The sequence below is a fragment of the Tissierella sp. MB52-C2 genome, assembly GCF_030931715.1.
In the GTDB taxonomy this organism is placed as follows: domain Bacteria; phylum Bacillota; class Clostridia; order Tissierellales; family Tissierellaceae; genus Tissierella.
In genome coordinates this window covers 2026673-2046212 of sequence record NZ_CP133261.1, presented here as the reverse complement: position 1 = coordinate 2046212, position 19540 = coordinate 2026673, and the positions used below count along the sequence as shown (strand labels likewise).

Genomic DNA, 19540 nt, shown 5'->3' with positions numbered 1-19540 from the left:
TTGCGTGTTGATGCAAAAATTATTGCATTTTTTAATTATTTAATTATAGATAATTGAAAATTTTCATAAAACACCATAAATCTTATTGAGGATTATAGTATTTTTAGTAATAAATAGATAAAATAAACTTGGCAGCAAAATTGCATATTTTAATAACGGAAATTTAATTTAGGAGGTTAATAAAATGAGAAAAGATAATGTAAAGGTAATATTGTGGGGTTTTGGAGCTATGGGAAGTGGAATAGCAGATATGTTGTTAAATAAAAAAGGTGTAGAAATAGTAGGAGTTTGTGATACTCATCCAGAAAAAATAAATAAGAGTATTTTTGACATTTTAGGAATTGAAAAGGGCGATAGAAAGGAAGTAATAGTTAGTGATAAGGTAGAAGATATTATAACAGATAAAGCTGCCGATATTGTACTTCTTGCAACAGATTCTTTTGTAAAAGGAGCTTATAATAAAATAATATATTGTTTAGAAAAGGGCATCAATGTAATAACCACTGCTGAAGAAATGGCATATCCACAGGCACAAGAACCAGAATTAGCTAAAGAATTAGATAGAGTAGCTAAAGAAAATGGAGTTACTGTATTGGGAACTGGAATAAATCCAGGACTTATTATGGATTTACTTGTTGTTACTTTAACGGGAGCTTGTATTGACGTTGAAAGCATTAAGGCAGAAAGAGTAAATGACCTCTCACCCTTTGGACCAGCAGTAATGCATGAACAAGGTGTAGGTATAACTGTAGATGAGTTTAATAGAAGAGTAGAAGAAGATGATTTGGCAGGCCATGTAGGATTTCCAGAATCTATAAATATGATTACAGATGCTTTAGGATGGAAATTAAGTGATGAAATCAAATTAACAAAAGCACCAATTGTATCATCAGTATATAGAAAAGCTCCTTATGCAGAAGTTCAGGCAGGAGATGTGGCTGGATGTAATATGAAGGGTTATGGCTATGTTGATGGAGAATTAAAGATTGAAATGTTACATCCTCAACAAGTAGAACCTCATCTAGAAAATGTAAAAACAGGAGACTATATAACTATAAAAGGTACACCAGATATAAGCATGAAAATAACTCCAGAGGTTCCTGGTGGTATTGGAACCATAGCTATGACAGTTAATATGATACCAAATGTAATAAATTCAAGACCAGGATTAAAAACAATGATAGACTTGCCAGTACCAAGAGCAATCATGGGAGATATGAGAGAGCTAATAGAAGAATAAGTGGAGGGATGGAAATGGATGCTAAACGTGGTGATTGGGTAAGGATTCATACTGTTGTGTTAAAGATAGGAGAAAGGGCATCAGGCATTCCAGAAGATACACAAAATGTGCCTTTAGAAATGTGGGATAAAGGCTTTTTATTAGAAGATAGTGCAAATATTGGAGATAAAGTCAAAATAGAAACTTATATTGGAAGAGTAGTAACAGGTGACTTGATAGAGGTCAATCCATATTATAAACATGATTTTGGGAAAGCAGTTCCTGAACTTTTATATATAGGCCGTCAAGCAAGAGCGTTATTAGAAAAGGATGGTGAATAATAATGACTAGAGATATGAGCTATGACGGAGTTATGTCGAGAAAATTAGAAATAATGAAAAAGGCTGTTGGGATAGATTATAATGAGTTTGAATCTGGAAGTATATCCTTTGACTATGAAAGAATGATGAGAGAAACTGGTTATAGTTTACAAGAGATAGAAGAAATTCAAGGTAGAACAGGAGTGGGTAATACTCCAGTCCTTGAACTTAGAAACTTAACTAAATTAGCTAGGAAATTTGCTCCTAAGGGAAAAGGTGCAAGGATATTTATAAAAGACGAAGCCAGCAATCCTTCTGGTAGTTTTAAAGCCAGAAGAGCAGCTACAGCTTGTTATCATGCTAAAAAGCTAGGCTATAAAGGCGTTATAGCAGCTACATCGGGAAATTATGGGGCGGCGGTTGCATCTCAAGCTGCAATGCAGGGATTAAAATGTATTATCGTACAGGAATGTTATGATTCAAGGGGGATTGGTCAGCCAGAAATAATAGAAAAGGCTAGAGCCTGCGAAGCCTATGGAGCAGAAGTAGTTCAGCTTACAGTAGGGCCAGAATTATTTTATACATTTTTAATTATGTTAGAGGAAACTGGATATTTTAATGCTTCTTTATATTCGCCCTTTGGTATTGCAGGAGTTGAGACTTTAGGATATGAAATATCTATGGAATTCAGAGAAATGGAAGGAAAAGATCCAGATGTAGTAGTCGTAACTAATGCAGGTGGAGGAAACTTGACTGGCACTGCTAGAGGGTTGATTAAAGCAGGTGCCATAGATACAGAAATAATAGGTGCTAGTGTTAGCTTAAAGGGTTTACATATGGCATCAGATAATCAGTTTAATAAAAAATCCTTTACTACAGGGCATACAGGATTTGGAATACCATTTGCTACTTGGCCAGATAGATCAGATGTACCAAGGTCAGCTGCAAGACCCCTTAGATATATAGATAGATATGTAACTATGAATCAAGGTTCAGTATTTTATATGACGGAGTTATTGGCTCAAATAGAAGGGCTAGAAAGAGGACCAGCAGGAAATACATCTTTAGTAGCGGCATTTAAACTATCACAGGAAATGGATGAAGAACAAATAATTGTAGTACAAGAAACTGAATATACTGGAGCTGGAAAACATATAAATCCACAACTTACATTTGCTCGAGAAAATGGAATAGAGATTATAATAGGAGATCCTAAAGATGAAGTACCAGGAAAAAACATCATACTTCCAAAGGACCCATCCTATATTACATTAACTGAGCTAGACTTAAATAAAACTAGAAAATCCTATATAAGAAATGCGATCAACAATATAGATGCAACTACAGTAAGTTTGGAAGATATAGATTTCCTTGCTGAAGATACTAAATCCAGCGTTGAGTTTGTAAAGGAAGCCTTAGACGAATTAGAAGTGAGATATTAAGAGGAGGTAGAAGATGAAAAGAGTAGATGATTATCAAGAGAGAAGAAAGCACCTAGCAAATCTTTCAGAAGAAGAATTGGAGGCTAGGTTTTGGCAATTAGCAGAAAAAATAGTTGAACCAATAATTGATTTAGCATATAAAAACACTTCTCCATCAATAGAGAGATCAGTGCTTTTAAGAATGGGTTTTTCAAGCTTAGAAGCTAAAACAATAGTAGATGGAGCCATAGATAGAGGAATACTTGGTAAAGGTGCAGGTCATATTGTTTATAAGCTTTCTAAAGAAAAGAATATGGAAATAAGAGAAGTAGGGCTAAAATTAGCCCAAGGTGAAATGTGGGAAGATGCAGTTTCCTTATTTAAAGGAGGTGTGAATTAATGAAATTAAAGCACAATGAAAAATTAGATATAGATTTTATATTAAAGGATATAGATAAATATACCCCAAGAAGAAGGGGATGGCACTGGAGAGAAGGAACTGAGGAAAATAGACAAATAGGTAAATTTGAATACTATGATATGTCTGAACCCCTTGAAAATAGCCAACCACTTCCAGCAGCTAAATATTTTGATTCCATAGATCCACAACCTAAAGCTGTAATTACAACGGAGATAGCTTCTGGAAGATTTGAAGATGATATTAGAAGAATGAGAATGGCAGCATGGCATGGAGCAGATCATATAATGGTTATAAGAACTGCTGGACAGTCACATTTTGAAAGCCTTATAGAAGGAACTCCACAGGGAGTAGGTGGAATTCCTATTTCAAGAAAACAAGTTAGAGCTCAGAGAAAAGCTTTAGATTTCATAGAAGATGAAGTGGGCAGACCTATAAATTATCACTCCTATGTATCTGGTGTAGCAGGTCCAGAGATTGCTGTAATGTTTGCAGAGGAAGGAGTAAATGGAGCACATCAGGATCCACAGTATAATGTTCTATATAGAAATATAAATATGGTAAGATCCTTTGTAGATGCTGCTGAGGCTAAAAGGGTAATGACTTGGGCAGACATTGCACAGATTGATGGGGCACACAATGCCAATGCTACAGCAAGGGAAGCTTGGAAGGTAATGCCGGAACTTATGGTACAACACGCTATAAACTCCATATTTTCAGTAAAGGTTGGTATGAAAAAGGAAAATATATGTCTTTCAACAGTACCACCAACGGCGCCACCAGCACCTTGTATGAGACTAGATCTACCTTATGCTGTTGCTTTAAGAGAATTATTTAAAGAGTATAAAATGAGAGCTCAAATGAATACGAAGTATATGGAATCTTCCACTAGAGAAGCAACTGTAACCCATGTACTAAACTTACTTATTTCTCAATTAACTAGTGCAGATATTCAATCAACAATTACTCCTGATGAGGGAAGAAATGTGCCTTGGCATATATATAATATAGAGGCTGTAGATACTGCAAAACAGGCCTTCACAGGAATGGATGGTCTTGAATCCATGATTGAAATAAAGAGAAATGAAGGAGAACTAGCAGATACAGTAAGAGAACTAAAGGAAAGAGCCATATTATTCATGGAAGAAATTCTTGAGGTTGGTGGATACTTTAATGCTGTAGAAGAAGGTTTCTTCGTGGATTCAGGCTATTATCCAGAAAGAAATGGTGATGGAATAGTTAGAAAGGCTGATAAAGGTGTTGGAGATGGAACAGTATATGAAAGAGACGAAGACTATATGGCACCAGTTACAGCACATTTTGGCTATAACAATATTAGTCAATATGGCGAAGAGTTTACAGATAATCCAGCACAATTAATAGGTGGAGGAACTTTTGAAGATCCATCTAAGATTATATTCATAGATGAATTAGATGAAAACGATAATGTGAATTTAAGACTTGAAGAAGTAAAAGATTTAAGGAAAACATCTAAAATAAAGCCTGAAATGGAATGGCTGGGAGATGGTATAGTCCATACAACATTGTTCCTGCCTATAGATGAAAGAACAGCAGAATTTGCTGCAATAGAAATAGGAAAGAAAATGGGCTTAGAAGATGTAGAAGTAATCCATAAGGAAATAATGCAGGAAGCTGAAGGTACTCGTATAGAATTAAAAGGCAGATTTGTTCATGCCATAGATATAAATGATTTAGTTATACCACCTAAGCCAAAGATAATGACAGATGATGAAATTAGAGAAGATATAGAGAAGAGACCTATGAAGATTGTGGCTGCAACTGTAGGAGAAGATGAACATTCTGTTGGACTTCGTGAAATCATAGATATTAAACATGGTGGAATAGAAAAATATGGTATTGAAAGCCATATACTGGGTACATCAGTATCTATAGAAAAATTAATTGATGCAGCTATAGAGTTAAATGCAGATGCTATTCTTGCTTCAACAATTATTTCTCATGATGATATTCACTATAAAAACATGAAGAAACTACATGATCTTTGTATCGAGAAAGGTATAAGAGATAAAATAATCCTTGCAGCAGGAGGAACTCAAGTATCTAACGAACTGGCCATTGAATCAGGTATGGATCAAGGCTTTGGCAGAGGAACCAAGGGACAGCACGTAGCTACATTCTTAGTAGAAAAGAGAAGGGCAATGAGTCATGAAGATTGATTTATTAGTTGCAGAAATAGGTAGTACTACTACAGTAGTCAACGGATTTCACAACTTAGATACCTGTCCAATATTTATAGGGCAGGGTCAATCTGCTACAACTGTATTAGAAGGAGATGTAAATATTGGTCTAAGAAACGCAATAGGAGATTTAGCCATAAACTTAGGAGAAGATAATATAGAATATAAAGAACTTATAGCCACTAGCTCTGCGGCAGGAGGACTTAGAATGACAGTCCATGGTCTTGTTTATGATATGACAGTAAAGGCTGCCAAAGAAGCGGCCTTAGGTGCAGGGGCTAATATAAAGTATATAACTGCTGGAAAACTTAGAAAGTCAGATCTAAGAAAAATTGAAGAAATAAACCCTAATATAATCTTAATAGCAGGTGGAGTAGATTATGGTGAAAGAGATACTGCTCTTTATAATGCAGAACTTATATCGGAAATGAATTTAAATATTCCAGTTATATATGCAGGAAATATAGAAAATCGCGAAGATATAAAGGATTTATTTCAGCATAAGGAAACAGAATTATATATAGTAGAAAATGTTTATCCTAAAATAGATGAATTAAATGTAGAACCTACAAGGAGAGTAATTCAAGACGTATTTGAAAGTCATATAATTCATGCACCAGGTATGGAAAAAGTGAGAAATATGGTTACAGGACCTATAATGCCAACTCCAGGAGCAGTAATGAGGGCATCAGAATTACTTTATGAAAATATTGGAGACTTAATCACAATAGATGTAGGCGGAGCAACAACTGATATTCACTCTGTTACAGAAGATAGTGATGAAATATCAAGAATATTAATTAATCCAGAACCAAAGGCTAAAAGGACTGTAGAAGGTGATCTTGGTGTCTATGTAAATATGAGAAATATAGTTGAAATAGTAGGTAGGGAAGAATTAGTTAAAGAACTTAATATTACAATGGAAGAAATGGAAGATTTAATTGAGAATCACAAACCAATTCCAACTACAGATTTAGAGAAGGAATTTGTTGAAAAACTAACTCTTCATGCTACAATCATGTCGATAAAACGCCATGGAGGAAAATTGAAACATTTATATGGACCATCAGGAAAGAAAACCATAGCAGAAGGCAAGGATTTAACGAAGGTAAAATATATAATAGGTACAGGTGGAGCTTTAACTAGATTACCAAATAGAAAAGAGATACTAAAAGAAATTGCCTTTTCTAATAAGGGAAATGATCTACTTCCAAACTCTGAAGCTGAAATTTTAATAGATAATCATTATATAATGGCTTCCCTAGGAGTAATGGCTAAGAAATATCCAGAAGTAGCATTGAAGCTATTAGAAAATAGTCTAAAAGGGGAATAGTTTATGAAATATCCGAGAGTGACTATTGATTTATCGATCATAAGAAACAATGTACAAACTTTAGTAGAATTATGTAATAAGCAAGATATAAAAATAGCAGGAGTAACAAAGGTATTTTGTGGAGAACCTAGGCTTGCTAAAGCATATATAGATGGAGGAGTAAGCTATTTAGCAGACTCAAGAATAGAAAATCTAATTAGGATAAAAGATTTAAATATACCTAAGATAATGTTAAGGTTGCCAATGAAATCTGAAGCCGAAAAGATAGTTGAATATGCAGATATATCCTTAAATTCAGAACTAGAAACAATAAGACTATTATCGAAGAAGGCTTTGGAGAAAAATAAGGTGCATAAGATTATTCTAATGGTAGATCTGGGAGATTTAAGAGAAGGATTTTACGAAGAAGAATCTCTCTTTGATTGTATTGAGAATGCAATCCCGTTAAAAGGAATTAAAATAATAGGACTTGGTACTAACCTAACTTGTTATGGTGGGATAATACCTACAGAAGAAGTTTTAAATAGATTAGTCAAGTTGCAAAAGAGAATAGAAGAAAAGTATGATATAAAATTAGAAATACTATCTGGAGGAAATTCAAGTACAGTTCATTTAATAGAGAACCGTAAAATAGATAGATTAAATAATTTAAGATTAGGAGAGTCCTTAGTTTTAGGAATAGAGTCTGCCTATGGTGAACAAATAGAAGGTACAGATAATGGTGCTTTTAAGCTTCAAGTAGAGATTGTTGAAGTAAAAGAAAAACCTTCAGTTCCCATAGGAGAAATAGGTAGAGATGCCTTTGGAAATGTACCGACCTTTACAGATAGAGGAATTAGGAAAAAAATTCTTTGCGCAATAGGTAAACAAGATATAGACTTCGATGCACTATATCCATTAGATGATGGAATAATAATATTAGGTGGAAGTTCAGACCATTTAATACTGGATTTTTCAGACAGTAAGATAGACTATAAAGTAGGAGATATAGTAGAGTTTAAATTGTCCTATGTTGGAATTTTAAGGGCAATGACATCAGAGTATATAGAAAAAGAAATAATAGGTTAGATTTAAATAACTCCGATATCTAAAGCCTGGCTTTAAAAATCGGAGTTATTGTATTATAATAAATATAATAATATTAATTAGGTGATAAAATGGATTTATTTACTTTAGGCATGGAAGAAAAATTAAAAAGGAATGCACCTTTGGCTGATAGAATGAGGCCTGAAAAAATAGAGGAATTTGTAGGACAGAAGCATTTATTAGGAGAAGGAAGATTTTTAAATAGAGCTATAAAAGCAGATAGAATAACTTCAATGATACTTTTTGGACCACCAGGTACGGGAAAAACTACTTTGGCTATGATAATAGCCAATACTACCAATATGATATTTGAAAAGTTATCTGCCGTAACATCTGGAGTAAAAGATATCCGAGAGGTTATGGATAGGGCAGAAGAAAATTTAAAACTATATAATAAAAGGACTATTTTATTTGTTGATGAGATACATAGATTTAATAAATCTCAACAAGATGCACTACTTCCTTCTGTAGAAAGAGGAATTATAATACTCATAGGGGCTACTACTGAAAATCCTTACTTTGAGGTAAATAAAGCATTGCTATCTAGAGTTATGGTCTTAAAACTAGAATCTTTAACTAAAGAGGATTTAAAACATCTTATAGAAAATGCTTTATCTAATAAAGAAAAGGGATTAGGAGAATATAAAGTAGATATAACAGAAGAAGCCATAAATTATCTCATAACTATTGCAGATGGAGATGGAAGAACTATACTTAATTCTTTAGAAATAGGAGTTCTTTCAACACCTTATAATGAGGCAGGAATAGTCCAAATTGATTTAAACACAATAAAATCATCTATACAAATAAAAACAGCTAGATATGATAAAGACGGTGATGAACATTATGATACCATATCTGCTTTTATTAAAAGTATGAGAGGTTCTGATCCAGACGCTACTTTGTATTGGTTAGCGAAAATGATAAATGCAGGAGAAGACCCTAAGTTTATTGCTAGAAGAATTATAATCTGTGCATCGGAAGATGTAGGGAATGCAGATCCCAATGCTTTAAATATTGCAGTATCTGCCTTTAATGCAGTAAATGTAATAGGTATGCCAGAAGGAAGAATTCCTTTAGCACAAGCAGCAGTCTATATAGCCACTGCGCCAAAGAGCAATGCAGCATATATAGGTATTGATAAAGCCCTAGAGGATATAAGAAGCAAAGAAATAGGAAAGGTGCCTACACATCTGAAGGATGGTCATTATCCTGGAGCAAAGAATTTAGGTCATGGCATAGGATATAAATATCCTCATGATTATGAAAATGCTTTTATTCCGCAACAATATTTGCCCACTGAATTTATAGGAAAGAAATACTATGAGCCTACAGAAAATGGGTATGAAAAAGAAATAAAGAAAAGATTGCAGAAGTAATAGGAAAATTAAGACTATCTGATATCAGTTATTTTCAAATCTACAAGAATAATATTATTGGGTGATATTATGTTTGAACAATTCGATTCTAAAAATGTAGTTATAGTTAATAATAAAGGTGAAATTGTTTATTTTACTATGAATAATTTACCTGTTTATGATTTGATAGTAGAAAATACCATTGGAAGGAAACTCACTTCTCTTTACAAAAATTTACATAACAGCAATAGCTCCATGATTGCTGCTATAAAAACGGGAAAATCTTTTATTAATTTGAAGCAAGGATTAAAGACTCAAAGAGATAATTTGATATATCAGGTTGGATCCACATATCCGCTTATAGACGATGGCAAGATAATTGGAGCCATTGAATTTGCAGATATTGTAAATGAAGATAATGTTGGTATATGGAATAGATTTTATAAGCATGAAATATGCTATAAAGAAAATGGTACATGCTATACCATTGATGATATAATAACCCAGAGTTCTAGAATGCTTGAAATTAAAGAAAAGATTCGTAGAGTATCAAAAACAGAGTCTACTGTTTTGATTCAAGGTAATACTGGCACAGGAAAGGAGTTAGTTGCACACTCTATTCATAATTGTAGCAATAGGAGACATGCTCCTTTTATTTCTCAGAACTGCGGAGCTATACCGGAAAATTTACTTGAGGGCATTTTATTTGGCACAGCAAAAGGAAGTTTTACATCTGCTGAAGATAAAGAAGGAATTTTCGAACTAGCTAAAGGAGGAACTTTATTTTTGGATGAAATAAACTCCTTGAGTTCTGTATCACAAGTGAAACTTTTAAAAGCCATTGAAGAAAAACGAATTAGGAGAATCGGAGGAACACATGATATACCTTTAGATATAAGAATTATTGTCGCATTAAACGAAAGTCCAGAGAAGCTTGTAAAAGAGGGAAGGATGAGAAATGACTTATATTATAGGCTCTCAGTGGTTCAAATTATTTTACCTGATTTAGTTGATAGAAAAGATGATATAGAACTTCTATCTAATTATTACATAGAAAGATATAATCAGGAATTAGGTAATAATGTAGAGCCAATTTCAAAAGAACTACTTTCTGCATTTGAACAATATTATTGGCCTGGAAACATTAGGGAACTCCGAAATGTAATTGAGGGATGTTTTAATATTATCATAAGAAATGAGATTACAATAGAAGATGTGCCAAGAAGAATTTTTGAAAGTAAAAATGTTCCTTCCATAAAAATATTAGAGAGCTCTGGTTTTGATTTAAAGTCTTATTTAGAGGACCATGAAAAAAATATTATTTTAGAAGCGTATAAAACTCATCAGAATAATTTAAGCTTAACAGCTAAATCTCTAAAAATTTCAAGACAATTATTAAAGTATAAAATAGATAAATATATAAAATGAGATAGTATGTGAATAGTTCAATAATAAAACGTAAAAGATATTTTACAGTAAAAGAAATTTTACTGTAAAATATCTTTTTTATTTGACAAAAAAATATCAAAATATACTGAAAATTAGTTATATTCACAATTGACATTATTGGCATAAGATTTGCTATAATACTAGACGTAGAAATTAAAATTATTCTAAGGAGGAAAAATCATGGATACTTTTATGAACTTTATTGTCAGTATTTCCAATTGGGTTTGGGGAATTCCAATGCTTGTCATTTTATTTGGTGGCGGATTAATTTTAACTTTTTCTTTAGGTTTTTTTCAATTTAAGTATTTTGGATTTATTTGTAAAGAAACCTTTGGCAAGATATTAGAAAAACCTGAAAAAGGTGAGGGCACTGTATCACCTTTCCAAGCTGCTTCTGCTGCCTTGGCATCAACTATAGGTGCGGCTAATATTGTTGGTGTACCTGTTGCAATAGCCTTTGGAGGGCCCGGGGCTGTTTTCTGGATGTGGTTAACCGCTTTTATAGGCAGTGCGTCAAAGTTTAGTGAAATTGTTTTAGGTATTAAATATAGGGAAAAGAATGAGTTAGGTGAATATGTTGGTGGGCCTCAATATTATTTAGACAAAGGTTTAAATGCTCCTTGGCTGGGAAAATTATTTGCTTTTTGTTTAATGCTTGAAATCATTCCATCTGTGGCTACTCAAACTATTTCAGTAGTACAAACTGCTGCTACTCTTAATATTCCAAACTGGGTTTCAGGTGCAGTTATTGCTGCATTAGTTGGTATTGTTGTTTATGGAGGGATTCAAAGAATAGTTCAGGTCTCAGAAAAGTTAGTTCCCTTTATGGCAGGAGTTTATTTATTAGGTGCATTAGTCGTTACTATTGTAAATATTACTCAATTACCATCTGTTGTTGTATTAATATTTAAACATGCATTTGCACCCATGGCAGCAGTGGGCGGTTTTGGTGGTGCAATGATATCACAAACCATTAGTCGTGGTATTGCCAGAGGTACTTATTCTAACGAAGCTGGTATGGGTACAGCGCCTATAGCTCATGTTGCTGCAATAACTGACCATCCAGTTCGACAAGCATTCTGGGGTATATTTGAAATTATAGTTAGTACTTTAATAATTTGTACTATGACAGCTATGATTGTTCTAACATCTGGTATATGGAAGACAATTCCTTCATCAGAAGCAGCTAGCATGCCTGCAAGAGCATTTCAGTCATTGATGGGTGGAAGTCTTGGAGGAGGAATAGTAACTTTAAGTATTACATTATTTGTATTGTCGACTATAATAGTTATTGTATTCTACGGTGAAAAACAAGCTGAATATTTATTTGGAACAAAGTTTTCTCAAGTGATGAAATTTATTTATTTAGTAGCTATATTTTTAGGTGCGTATGGAGGTATAGAATTTTTATATAGTTTCTTAGATATACTTTTGGCTTCTATTATTATTCCTAATATGATAGGATTGGTATTAATGAGAAACCAAGTTAGAGAGTTGAAGGATGATTTTTTTAATAATCCTAATTTTTATCCAATGCTAAGAGAAAATAAATAATTGAGAATGGAGAATTTAATATTTAGGGGGCATATTATGAATAAGCAAATTTCAGAGAGAATTGAGCAGATTGCAGTGGAATTAACAAATCAATTAAGTGTAGTAGAAACACCTGGGGAATTAGATTCTGTACAAAAAATTTATGATATTTTTTCAGAAATGAGTTATTATAAGGAAAATCCTAATCACATAAAATTTGTATATATGCCAAATGATAAACTAGGTAGAAAGTCTGTTATGGCAATGTTAAAAGGAAAGAAAGGAAATAGTAAAAAGACTGTATTAATGATAGGTCATAGTGATACAGTTGGTATTTCTGATTATGGTAGTTTAAAAGAATATGCCAATAAGCCATATGAATTAACAGAGAAATTTAAAGAAATATCATCTACATTACCAGAAGAAGTAAGACGTGACTTGGAATCAGGTGAATATTTATTTGGCAGAGGAATTTTTGATATGAAAACTGGCGATGCTATTATAATAGCATTGATGGAATATATATCAAAGGATATAGAAAATTTTGAAGGTAATTTAATATATGCTGCTGTTTGTGATGAAGAAGGAAACTCTGGTGGTATGTTATCTGTTATACCAGAATTAATTAAGATAAAAGAGCAGGAAGAACTTGAATATTTAGCACTCTTAGATACTGATTATATGACATCAGAATTTGAAGGTGATGAAAATAAATATGTATATATAGGTACAGTAGGTAAATTAATGCCATCATTCTATATAGTAGGAAAAGAGACACATGTTGGAGAATCATTTAAAGGAATAGATCCGAATCAAATAGCCTCTTCCATTACAAATAGAATTAATTTAAATGTTGATTTCTGCGATGTAGCTGAAGGTGAGGTTTCCCTTCCGCCAATCACTTTAAAGCAGAGGGATTTAAAACCGGAATATTCAGTGCAGATAGCAAAAACTTCTACTCTATTCTTCAATTATGCAACACATTGCAGTACACCAGATGAAGTATTGATAAAAATGAAAAATGCTGCCATGGAAGCTTTTCAATCAACTATTGATAGTCTAAATACACAATATGAAAGGTTTTGTAAATTGGCAGGCAGGAAATATAAAGAACTTCCTTGGAAAGCAAGAGTACTAACTTATGAAGAATTATACAAAAAAGTACAGCTGGAAATGGGAACTGAACTTTATGAAAGAATTAGAAAAATTACTGAGGAAATGCTAAAAGATGAGTCAATAGACCAAAGAGAATTTTCATTAAAATTAGTGGAAGAGACTCATAAACTATGGTCTGATAGGGAGCCTGTTGTTATAGTATATTATACACCTCCATATTATCCTCATATTTATGTAGAAGGAAGTGCGCCAAAAGAAAAAGCACTACTTGATGCAGTAGCCGATGCTATAAATACAACAGAATCAGATTATAATCTGGTGTATAAGAAATTCTTTCCATATATTTCAGATTTAAGCTATGGAGCAGCACCAAAGGACCCTAAAATTATAGCAGCATTAAAAAACAATATGCCTGGTTTTGGGACTAAATATAATTTGCCATTAGAAGATATGCAAAAGTTGGATTTACCAGTATTAGATATAGGAGCTTTCGGTAAAGATGCACATAAATTCACAGAGCGAATTGAGAAGAAATACTCCTTCGAAATAGCACCTCAATTAGTATATAAGACCATTATAAATTTATTGAAAAATAATTAGATAAGTAATTAGAATATAGAAGAAAATAAAGAAAACTAGTAGAAAGCTAGTTTTCTTTATTTTGTTTATAGATAAACTTGGATTAGTTGAAGGTATTTTCTAATTTTCCACTTTTCATAAGCAGAATATTAAGCTTGCCATTAAACATATTTATTAGATGTAGCTACCCATTAAGTTTTTATTCTTGCAAAACTAAAGTTTTCTATTAAAAATCCGATATATATTAGTATGAATAATTTTACCTAATAGAAATATAGAGTTATATAAGGGGGCGAAAAAACAATGGAAAGGTTTTGGAATATACTAGGAATCAATAAAACCGAGGATGAAGATTTAGTTAAGTCAGCATATAGAGAAAAACTTGTTAATGTAAATCCAGAAGATGATCCAGAAGGATTTAAAGAACTTAGAAAAGCATATGAAGATGCAATTATACATATACAAGAACTTAAGAAAGAAAAAACATTTACAGAATTCGATGACTTAGATGATATTGGAAAGTGGATGAAAAAAGCGGAAGAAATATACTTTAATTTTCCGGACAGAATATCTCTTGATAAATGGAGAGAGCTTTTAAGTGATGATATTTGTATAGGTTTGGATACAGTAGAGATTGTTCAAGAAAGGTTACTTGCTTTTTTTATGGATAATTACTATCTGCCCCATAAAGTATGGACATTAATAGATGAACGATTTGATATTATAGAGGATAAAGAAAAACTTTACGAGGAATTCCCTAAAAATTTCATAGATTTCCTATGCAATTCTATTTTTTATGAGGATTTTTTGGATTTCTATCTATTTGTAGGTCCTGAACTAGGAGAATATGATGATTATATAAGGCATTATTTTAGAGTAAAAGATATGCTGGATTATAATGAGCTAGAGGGTATAGAAAAAGAAATTGAAATAATGAAGAATAATGTAATTTATCATCCCTATGAAGATGTAGAAGTTGTTAGACATTATTTAAAATTAGGAAAGAATAAATATGCGGAAGAAATTATAATAGAATTGGGAAATAAATATCCTAATTCCGACTATGTTATATTATACGCAGGAGAGGTCTCTTTCCAGATAGGTGAAATCTCCAGGGCAAAAGAATATTATGAAAAGCTCCTTGAAAGAACCCCAAATCACTATAGTGCGAAACTAGGATTAGGTAAATGTTTTTTAGCAGAAAAGGAATATCTTAAAGCCAAAGAATGGTTCCTTGATATGTTATATGTTTTTTCTGGTGACCAAAATGCTTCAAATGAAATGATGAAAGCAAATGAATATTTGATAGAAAGTTATAAGGAACAACTCGATGAAAATCCTGATGACTTTGAAGCATTAGTAGAATTAGGCTGGTGCCTTTATCAAAATCATAAATTTGACGATACCATAAATCTTTTAGAAGGCGTGGACATTCCTGAAGATAACAAACCATTATATAACAATTTAATGGGAAGGACATATTTATCTGTCAATAATTATGAAAAAGCATATCCCCTTTTACTAGCTTGGGTAGATGATTTAGAAAAAATAGAAGATGATGGAAGTGAAGAGACAGCAAAGAGATTAAGAAACTTTGGATATTCATATTATACAATTGCAATAACTCTTTCAAACATAAAAGAACAAAACGAAGAAAACTTGAAAGAAGTTTTAAATTATTTAGAAAAGGCAATTCAAAATGAAAAAGATGAAAACAACAAACTACTATATATGAATTATAAAGCACAGACATTTTTAAGATATGAAAATAATGAAGAATGTATAGATATATGTGATGAAATAATTAGAAGGGCATCAGATTATTATCCGGCATATCTATTCAGACAGGAAGCTTATTACAATATGGAAAGGTATCAGGATGTAATTGATGATTATTATAATGCTGTAAACATAGAGCCAGGATATTATATGCCATATCTTCTAGCAATAAAGACATTCCATCTGTTTGACAAATACGAAGATTGTTTAGATATTATAAAAAGGGCTGAAGACAATGATATAAATAATGAAGAGATAAGGCTGTACAAAGTTAAAGCTTTAAGGCAAACCCTTGAAAGTATAGTAGAGGTAAAGGAACAGGCATATAAATTAGTGTTGGATTTAAAAGATGAACATGTAAAAAATGACTACGAAGAAGAATTTTATTTGGATATTTTATATGCGGAAGCAGATGTATGTGTAGCTATGTATGAATTTCAAGATGCACTTAATGCTATGAATGAAGCTGTTAAACTAACTCAAAAAATTGAATTTGTATTTTACAAAGGATATATACATCACGAACTGGAAGAATATGATGAAGCAATAAATATATTTACAGAGCTTGATAAGGAATATCCTAATGATGAAAAAATTATTTATCGTTTAGCAGCAGCTCATGAGGGGAAGCGTAATTTAGACGAAGCTATGGAATATTATAATAAACTTCTGGATATTAATCCTGAACGTACAGAAGCCTACTCTGCAATTGCCAGTATGTTAGAGGAAAAAGCACAATATTCAACGGGAGATGAAGAGAGAAACTATTATAATGAAGCTTTAAAATATAGAGATAAACTAACTAAGATAAAAGAAACGGGATACAACTATCTTTCAAAGGGACTTACCCTTTCAAGACTTGGAAGAACTGAAGAAGGTATAGATAATTATTTAAAATCAATTGAGTTAGATCCTGCAAATCCGTTTCCATACAATAATTTGGGATTTAATTATCACAATTTAGGAGAGTATGAGAAAGCTCTGGAGTGTTATCTCAAATCTATGGAATGTATGGACTATGAAGAAACACCTTTGCCCTTTAATAATATAGCAAAGACTTATAGGATATTGGAACAATATGATCAAGCTGAAGAATATTTAAAAAAGGGATTGGAAAGGTTCCCTAATAGGGATGTTTTTTATGAAAGTTTGAGCGAGTTATATGTAGTAATGGGTAAATATGATGAAGGAATTAAAATATGCAGCGAACATATGGCAAATGTAGAAAATGCAGATATAAATGAAATCAAGCGTACAAAGGGAGATTTATATAGACTTAAAGGGGATTTATCGAAGGCAAAATATTATTATGAAGATGCAATTTGTAAAGGTAAAAATAATACCGATGCTTACGTTGATTTAGGTAAATTCTATTTATATCAAAATAAATATATAAAAGCTCTGCATTATTATAAAAAAGCATTAAAAGGTGTAGATAAAACAGATTATGAAAATCTATTTATTATATATTTTCATATAGGAATGGTATATAAATTTTTAGGATTTAAAAAAGAGAGTTATTTTAAAAAGTCAATAGAGTATTGTATTAAAAATATAGGCGATGAAAAAGAATATTTTACAGATGATGGATATTTGCCTGCTAGACTACACAATATAACAAGGGCATATATAAATATGGGCTATATTAAAAATGCTGAACACTATATTGCCCAAATGGATAAATACAAAAAATGTAAGGGCTGTCCATATGGAAAATGTTATGAAAAATTTGCTTTAATGGGTATGTTAGCAGAAGCCAAAGGAGATATAGAAGAAGCATTGAAGTATTATAATATAGTATTAGAATATGAGCCAGAGTACCTTTATGCGTATATTGCAGTTAAAAGATTAGCATCTGAAAAATAAGGGGAGAATAGCATGATAATAGGAATAGATTTAGGAACAACAAACAGTTCAGTGTCATATTTTACAGAAGATGGTGCGAAAATAATTCCCAATCGTTTAGGGAAAAACATAACACCATCTGTTGTTAGTATAGATGAAAATTCTAATATATATGTAGGTGAAACTGCACTAGAAAGAAGTGCAATTTACTATGACAGTACAGCACAGGTTTTTAAAAGAGATATGGGAAGTCAGAAAGTTTTTAAACTAGGGAAAAATGAATTTAATGCTGAAGAGTTATCATCATTTATATTGAAATATTTAAAAGAAGATGCAGAACATTTTCTTGGTGAAAAAATAGAAGAAGCAGTAATAAGCGTTCCTGCATACTTCAACGATGAACAGAGAAAAGCAACTAAAAAAGCAGGAGAAATGGCTGGATTTAGAGTAGAGCGTATTATAAGTGAGCCTACAGCCGCAGCTATAGCTTATGGATTGTATCAAAAAAAAGCTGATGCCAAAATTTTAGTATTTGATTTAGGCGGAGGTACATTTGATGTTTCTATTTTAGAGCTTTTTAATAATATACTTGAAGTCAGAGCAGTTGCTGGTGACAATTATCTAGGCGGAGAAGATTTTACTCAAATTCTAGTTGAGCTATTTATTAAAAAAAATAAATTAGATATAGAATCACTAGATTCAAAAACTTTATCACATATATTGGACCAAGCAGAGAAATGCAAAAGGGGATTTTCAGATAGTAAAGTATCTTCTATGAACTGTATTATAAATGATGAACGAATTGAATTTCAAATAAATATTGATGATTACGAAGATGCCTGTGAGCCTCTTTTAGAAAAAATCAGAAACCCCATAAAAAGAAGTTTAAGTGATACAAATCTGAGATTATCTCAAATAGATGATGTAATCCTTGTAGGAGGTTCCACGAAGCTTCCTATTATAAGAAAATTTGTAAATAAGCTTTTTGGAAGGTTTCCAAATACATCAATTGACCCTGATGAGGCAGTATCTCTAGGTGCAGCAATCCAAGCTGCTTTGAAAGAAAGAAACCAATATATAAAAGAAGTAATTTTAACAGATGTTTGTCCATATACTTTAGGAACAGAAGTTGTTATGGAAAGGGAAAATAATAGAATAGAAGCAGGTTATTTTTGTCCAATAATAGATAGAAATACTGTAATTCCTGCAAGTAGAACTCAAACCTTATATACAGTATATGATAATCAAAGTAAAATAAGAATAAATATACTTCAAGGAGAGAGTAGATTCGCAAAGAATAATATATCTTTGGGAGAGCTATTTGTGGAAGTACCATCAGCTTTGGCAGGTGAAGAAAGTATAGATGTAACATATACCTATGACATTAATTCTATACTAGAAGTAGAAGTTAAAGTAAATTCTACAGGAGATAAAGTCAAACAAATTATTAAAAATAAAAATAATGATATGACTGATGAAATGATAGAGAAACGAATGGAAGAAATAAGTTATTTGAAAATTCCTCCTAGAGAGCAGGAAAAAAATAAACTTCTTTTATTCAGAAGTGAACGAATGTATGAAGAAACTGTAGGAGATGCTAGAAAGCAGCTAGATTATATAATTACAAAATTTGAATCTGCACTTAAAACTCAAGACCCTATAAAAATAGAAAATGCAAGAGAAATATTTAAAGAAGAGTTGGATTATATAGATGAAGACCAAAAGTTAAGATAAATAGTATTTTTCAAAAATACAGCTTTATAGAGAATTCTTTGATGGTATAAACTTAGTAAAATGGATATAATAAAGAAATAAAAGAAAGATTAGCTAAATTGATTGACATCTTCAAGTAAAATAACTATAAT

The 19540-nt window shown here is 32.0% G+C and carries 13 protein-coding genes; all 13 read left to right on the top strand.

Annotated elements, in window-relative coordinates; translation table 11 throughout:
• Positions 1-184 precede the first annotated feature (184 nt).
• The 13 genes from ord to RBU61_RS10220 all read left to right on the top strand — a co-directional run bounded on the left by ord (position 185) and on the right by RBU61_RS10220 (position 19409).
• The gene (gene ord / locus RBU61_RS10280) at positions 185-1240 is read left to right on the top strand and encodes a 2,4-diaminopentanoate dehydrogenase (protein ID WP_308875293.1); all 1056 of its coding nucleotides are present in this window, start codon (positions 185-187) and stop codon (positions 1238-1240) included.
• A gap of 14 nt (positions 1241-1254) precedes the next feature.
• Entirely contained in the window at positions 1255-1560 is a 306-nt protein-coding gene (ortA, locus tag RBU61_RS10275) for a 2-amino-4-oxopentanoate thiolase subunit OrtA (protein WP_308875292.1), read from the top strand.
• Positions 1561-1562: 2 nt separating this feature from the next.
• Positions 1563-2981, top strand: a complete 1419-nt coding sequence (ortB, locus tag RBU61_RS10270; RefSeq protein WP_308875291.1) for a 2-amino-4-oxopentanoate thiolase subunit OrtB — start codon at positions 1563-1565, stop codon at positions 2979-2981.
• Positions 2982-2994: 13 nt separating this feature from the next.
• A complete protein-coding gene (locus RBU61_RS10265) occupies positions 2995-3360 on the top strand; it encodes an ornithine aminomutase subunit alpha (RefSeq protein ID WP_308875290.1) in 366 nt (121 codons plus the stop codon).
• Positions 3360-5576: a D-ornithine 4,5-aminomutase subunit OraE gene (gene oraE, locus RBU61_RS10260; RefSeq protein WP_308875289.1), complete on the top strand. Its 2217-nt coding sequence runs from the start codon at positions 3360-3362 to the stop codon at positions 5574-5576. The genes RBU61_RS10265 and oraE overlap by 1 nt, the downstream gene beginning before the upstream one ends.
• Entirely contained in the window at positions 5566-6930 is a 1365-nt protein-coding gene (locus tag RBU61_RS10255; protein WP_308875288.1) for a GlmL-related ornithine degradation protein, read from the top strand. Before oraE ends, RBU61_RS10255 begins: the two co-directional genes overlap by 11 nt.
• 3 nt (positions 6931-6933) lie before the next feature.
• A complete protein-coding gene (orr, locus tag RBU61_RS10250) occupies positions 6934-7998 on the top strand; it encodes an ornithine racemase Orr (RefSeq protein WP_308875287.1) in 1065 nt (354 codons plus the stop codon).
• An 89-nt stretch (positions 7999-8087) separates the two neighbouring features.
• Complete coding sequence (locus RBU61_RS10245) at positions 8088-9395, top strand: replication-associated recombination protein A (protein ID WP_308875286.1); 1308 nt, start codon at positions 8088-8090, stop codon at positions 9393-9395.
• Between the two features lie 69 nt (positions 9396-9464).
• Positions 9465-10802, top strand: a complete 1338-nt coding sequence (locus RBU61_RS10240; protein WP_308875284.1) for a sigma 54-interacting transcriptional regulator — start codon at positions 9465-9467, stop codon at positions 10800-10802.
• Between the two features lie 201 nt (positions 10803-11003).
• Positions 11004-12377: a sodium:alanine symporter family protein gene (locus tag RBU61_RS10235; RefSeq protein WP_308875283.1), complete on the top strand. Its 1374-nt coding sequence runs from the start codon at positions 11004-11006 to the stop codon at positions 12375-12377.
• A gap of 36 nt (positions 12378-12413) precedes the next feature.
• Positions 12414-14072: a M20/M25/M40 family metallo-hydrolase gene (locus RBU61_RS10230; RefSeq protein WP_308875282.1), complete on the top strand. Its 1659-nt coding sequence runs from the start codon at positions 12414-12416 to the stop codon at positions 14070-14072.
• A gap of 282 nt (positions 14073-14354) precedes the next feature.
• The gene (locus tag RBU61_RS10225) at positions 14355-17696 is read left to right on the top strand and encodes a tetratricopeptide repeat protein (protein WP_308875281.1); all 3342 of its coding nucleotides are present in this window, start codon (positions 14355-14357) and stop codon (positions 17694-17696) included.
• A gap of 12 nt (positions 17697-17708) precedes the next feature.
• A complete protein-coding gene (locus tag RBU61_RS10220; protein ID WP_308875280.1) occupies positions 17709-19409 on the top strand; it encodes a molecular chaperone HscC in 1701 nt (566 codons plus the stop codon).
• Positions 19410-19540: the final 131 nt, after the last annotated feature.

Coding starts and splice junctions, on each gene's coding strand:
- ord (WP_308875293.1), top strand. CDS start 185: ATGAGAAAAGATAATGTAAAGGTAATATTGTGGGGTTTTGGAGCTATG.
- ortA (WP_308875292.1), top strand. CDS start 1,255: ATGGATGCTAAACGTGGTGATTGGGTAAGGATTCATACTGTTGTGTTA.
- ortB (WP_308875291.1), top strand. CDS start 1,563: ATGACTAGAGATATGAGCTATGACGGAGTTATGTCGAGAAAATTAGAA.
- RBU61_RS10265 (WP_308875290.1), top strand. CDS start 2,995: ATGAAAAGAGTAGATGATTATCAAGAGAGAAGAAAGCACCTAGCAAAT.
- oraE (WP_308875289.1), top strand. CDS start 3,360: ATGAAATTAAAGCACAATGAAAAATTAGATATAGATTTTATATTAAAG.
- RBU61_RS10255 (WP_308875288.1), top strand. CDS start 5,566: ATGAAGATTGATTTATTAGTTGCAGAAATAGGTAGTACTACTACAGTA.
- orr (WP_308875287.1), top strand. CDS start 6,934: ATGAAATATCCGAGAGTGACTATTGATTTATCGATCATAAGAAACAAT.
- RBU61_RS10245 (WP_308875286.1), top strand. CDS start 8,088: ATGGATTTATTTACTTTAGGCATGGAAGAAAAATTAAAAAGGAATGCA.
- RBU61_RS10240 (WP_308875284.1), top strand. CDS start 9,465: ATGTTTGAACAATTCGATTCTAAAAATGTAGTTATAGTTAATAATAAA.
- RBU61_RS10235 (WP_308875283.1), top strand. CDS start 11,004: ATGGATACTTTTATGAACTTTATTGTCAGTATTTCCAATTGGGTTTGG.
- RBU61_RS10230 (WP_308875282.1), top strand. CDS start 12,414: ATGAATAAGCAAATTTCAGAGAGAATTGAGCAGATTGCAGTGGAATTA.
- RBU61_RS10225 (WP_308875281.1), top strand. CDS start 14,355: ATGGAAAGGTTTTGGAATATACTAGGAATCAATAAAACCGAGGATGAA.
- RBU61_RS10220 (WP_308875280.1), top strand. CDS start 17,709: ATGATAATAGGAATAGATTTAGGAACAACAAACAGTTCAGTGTCATAT.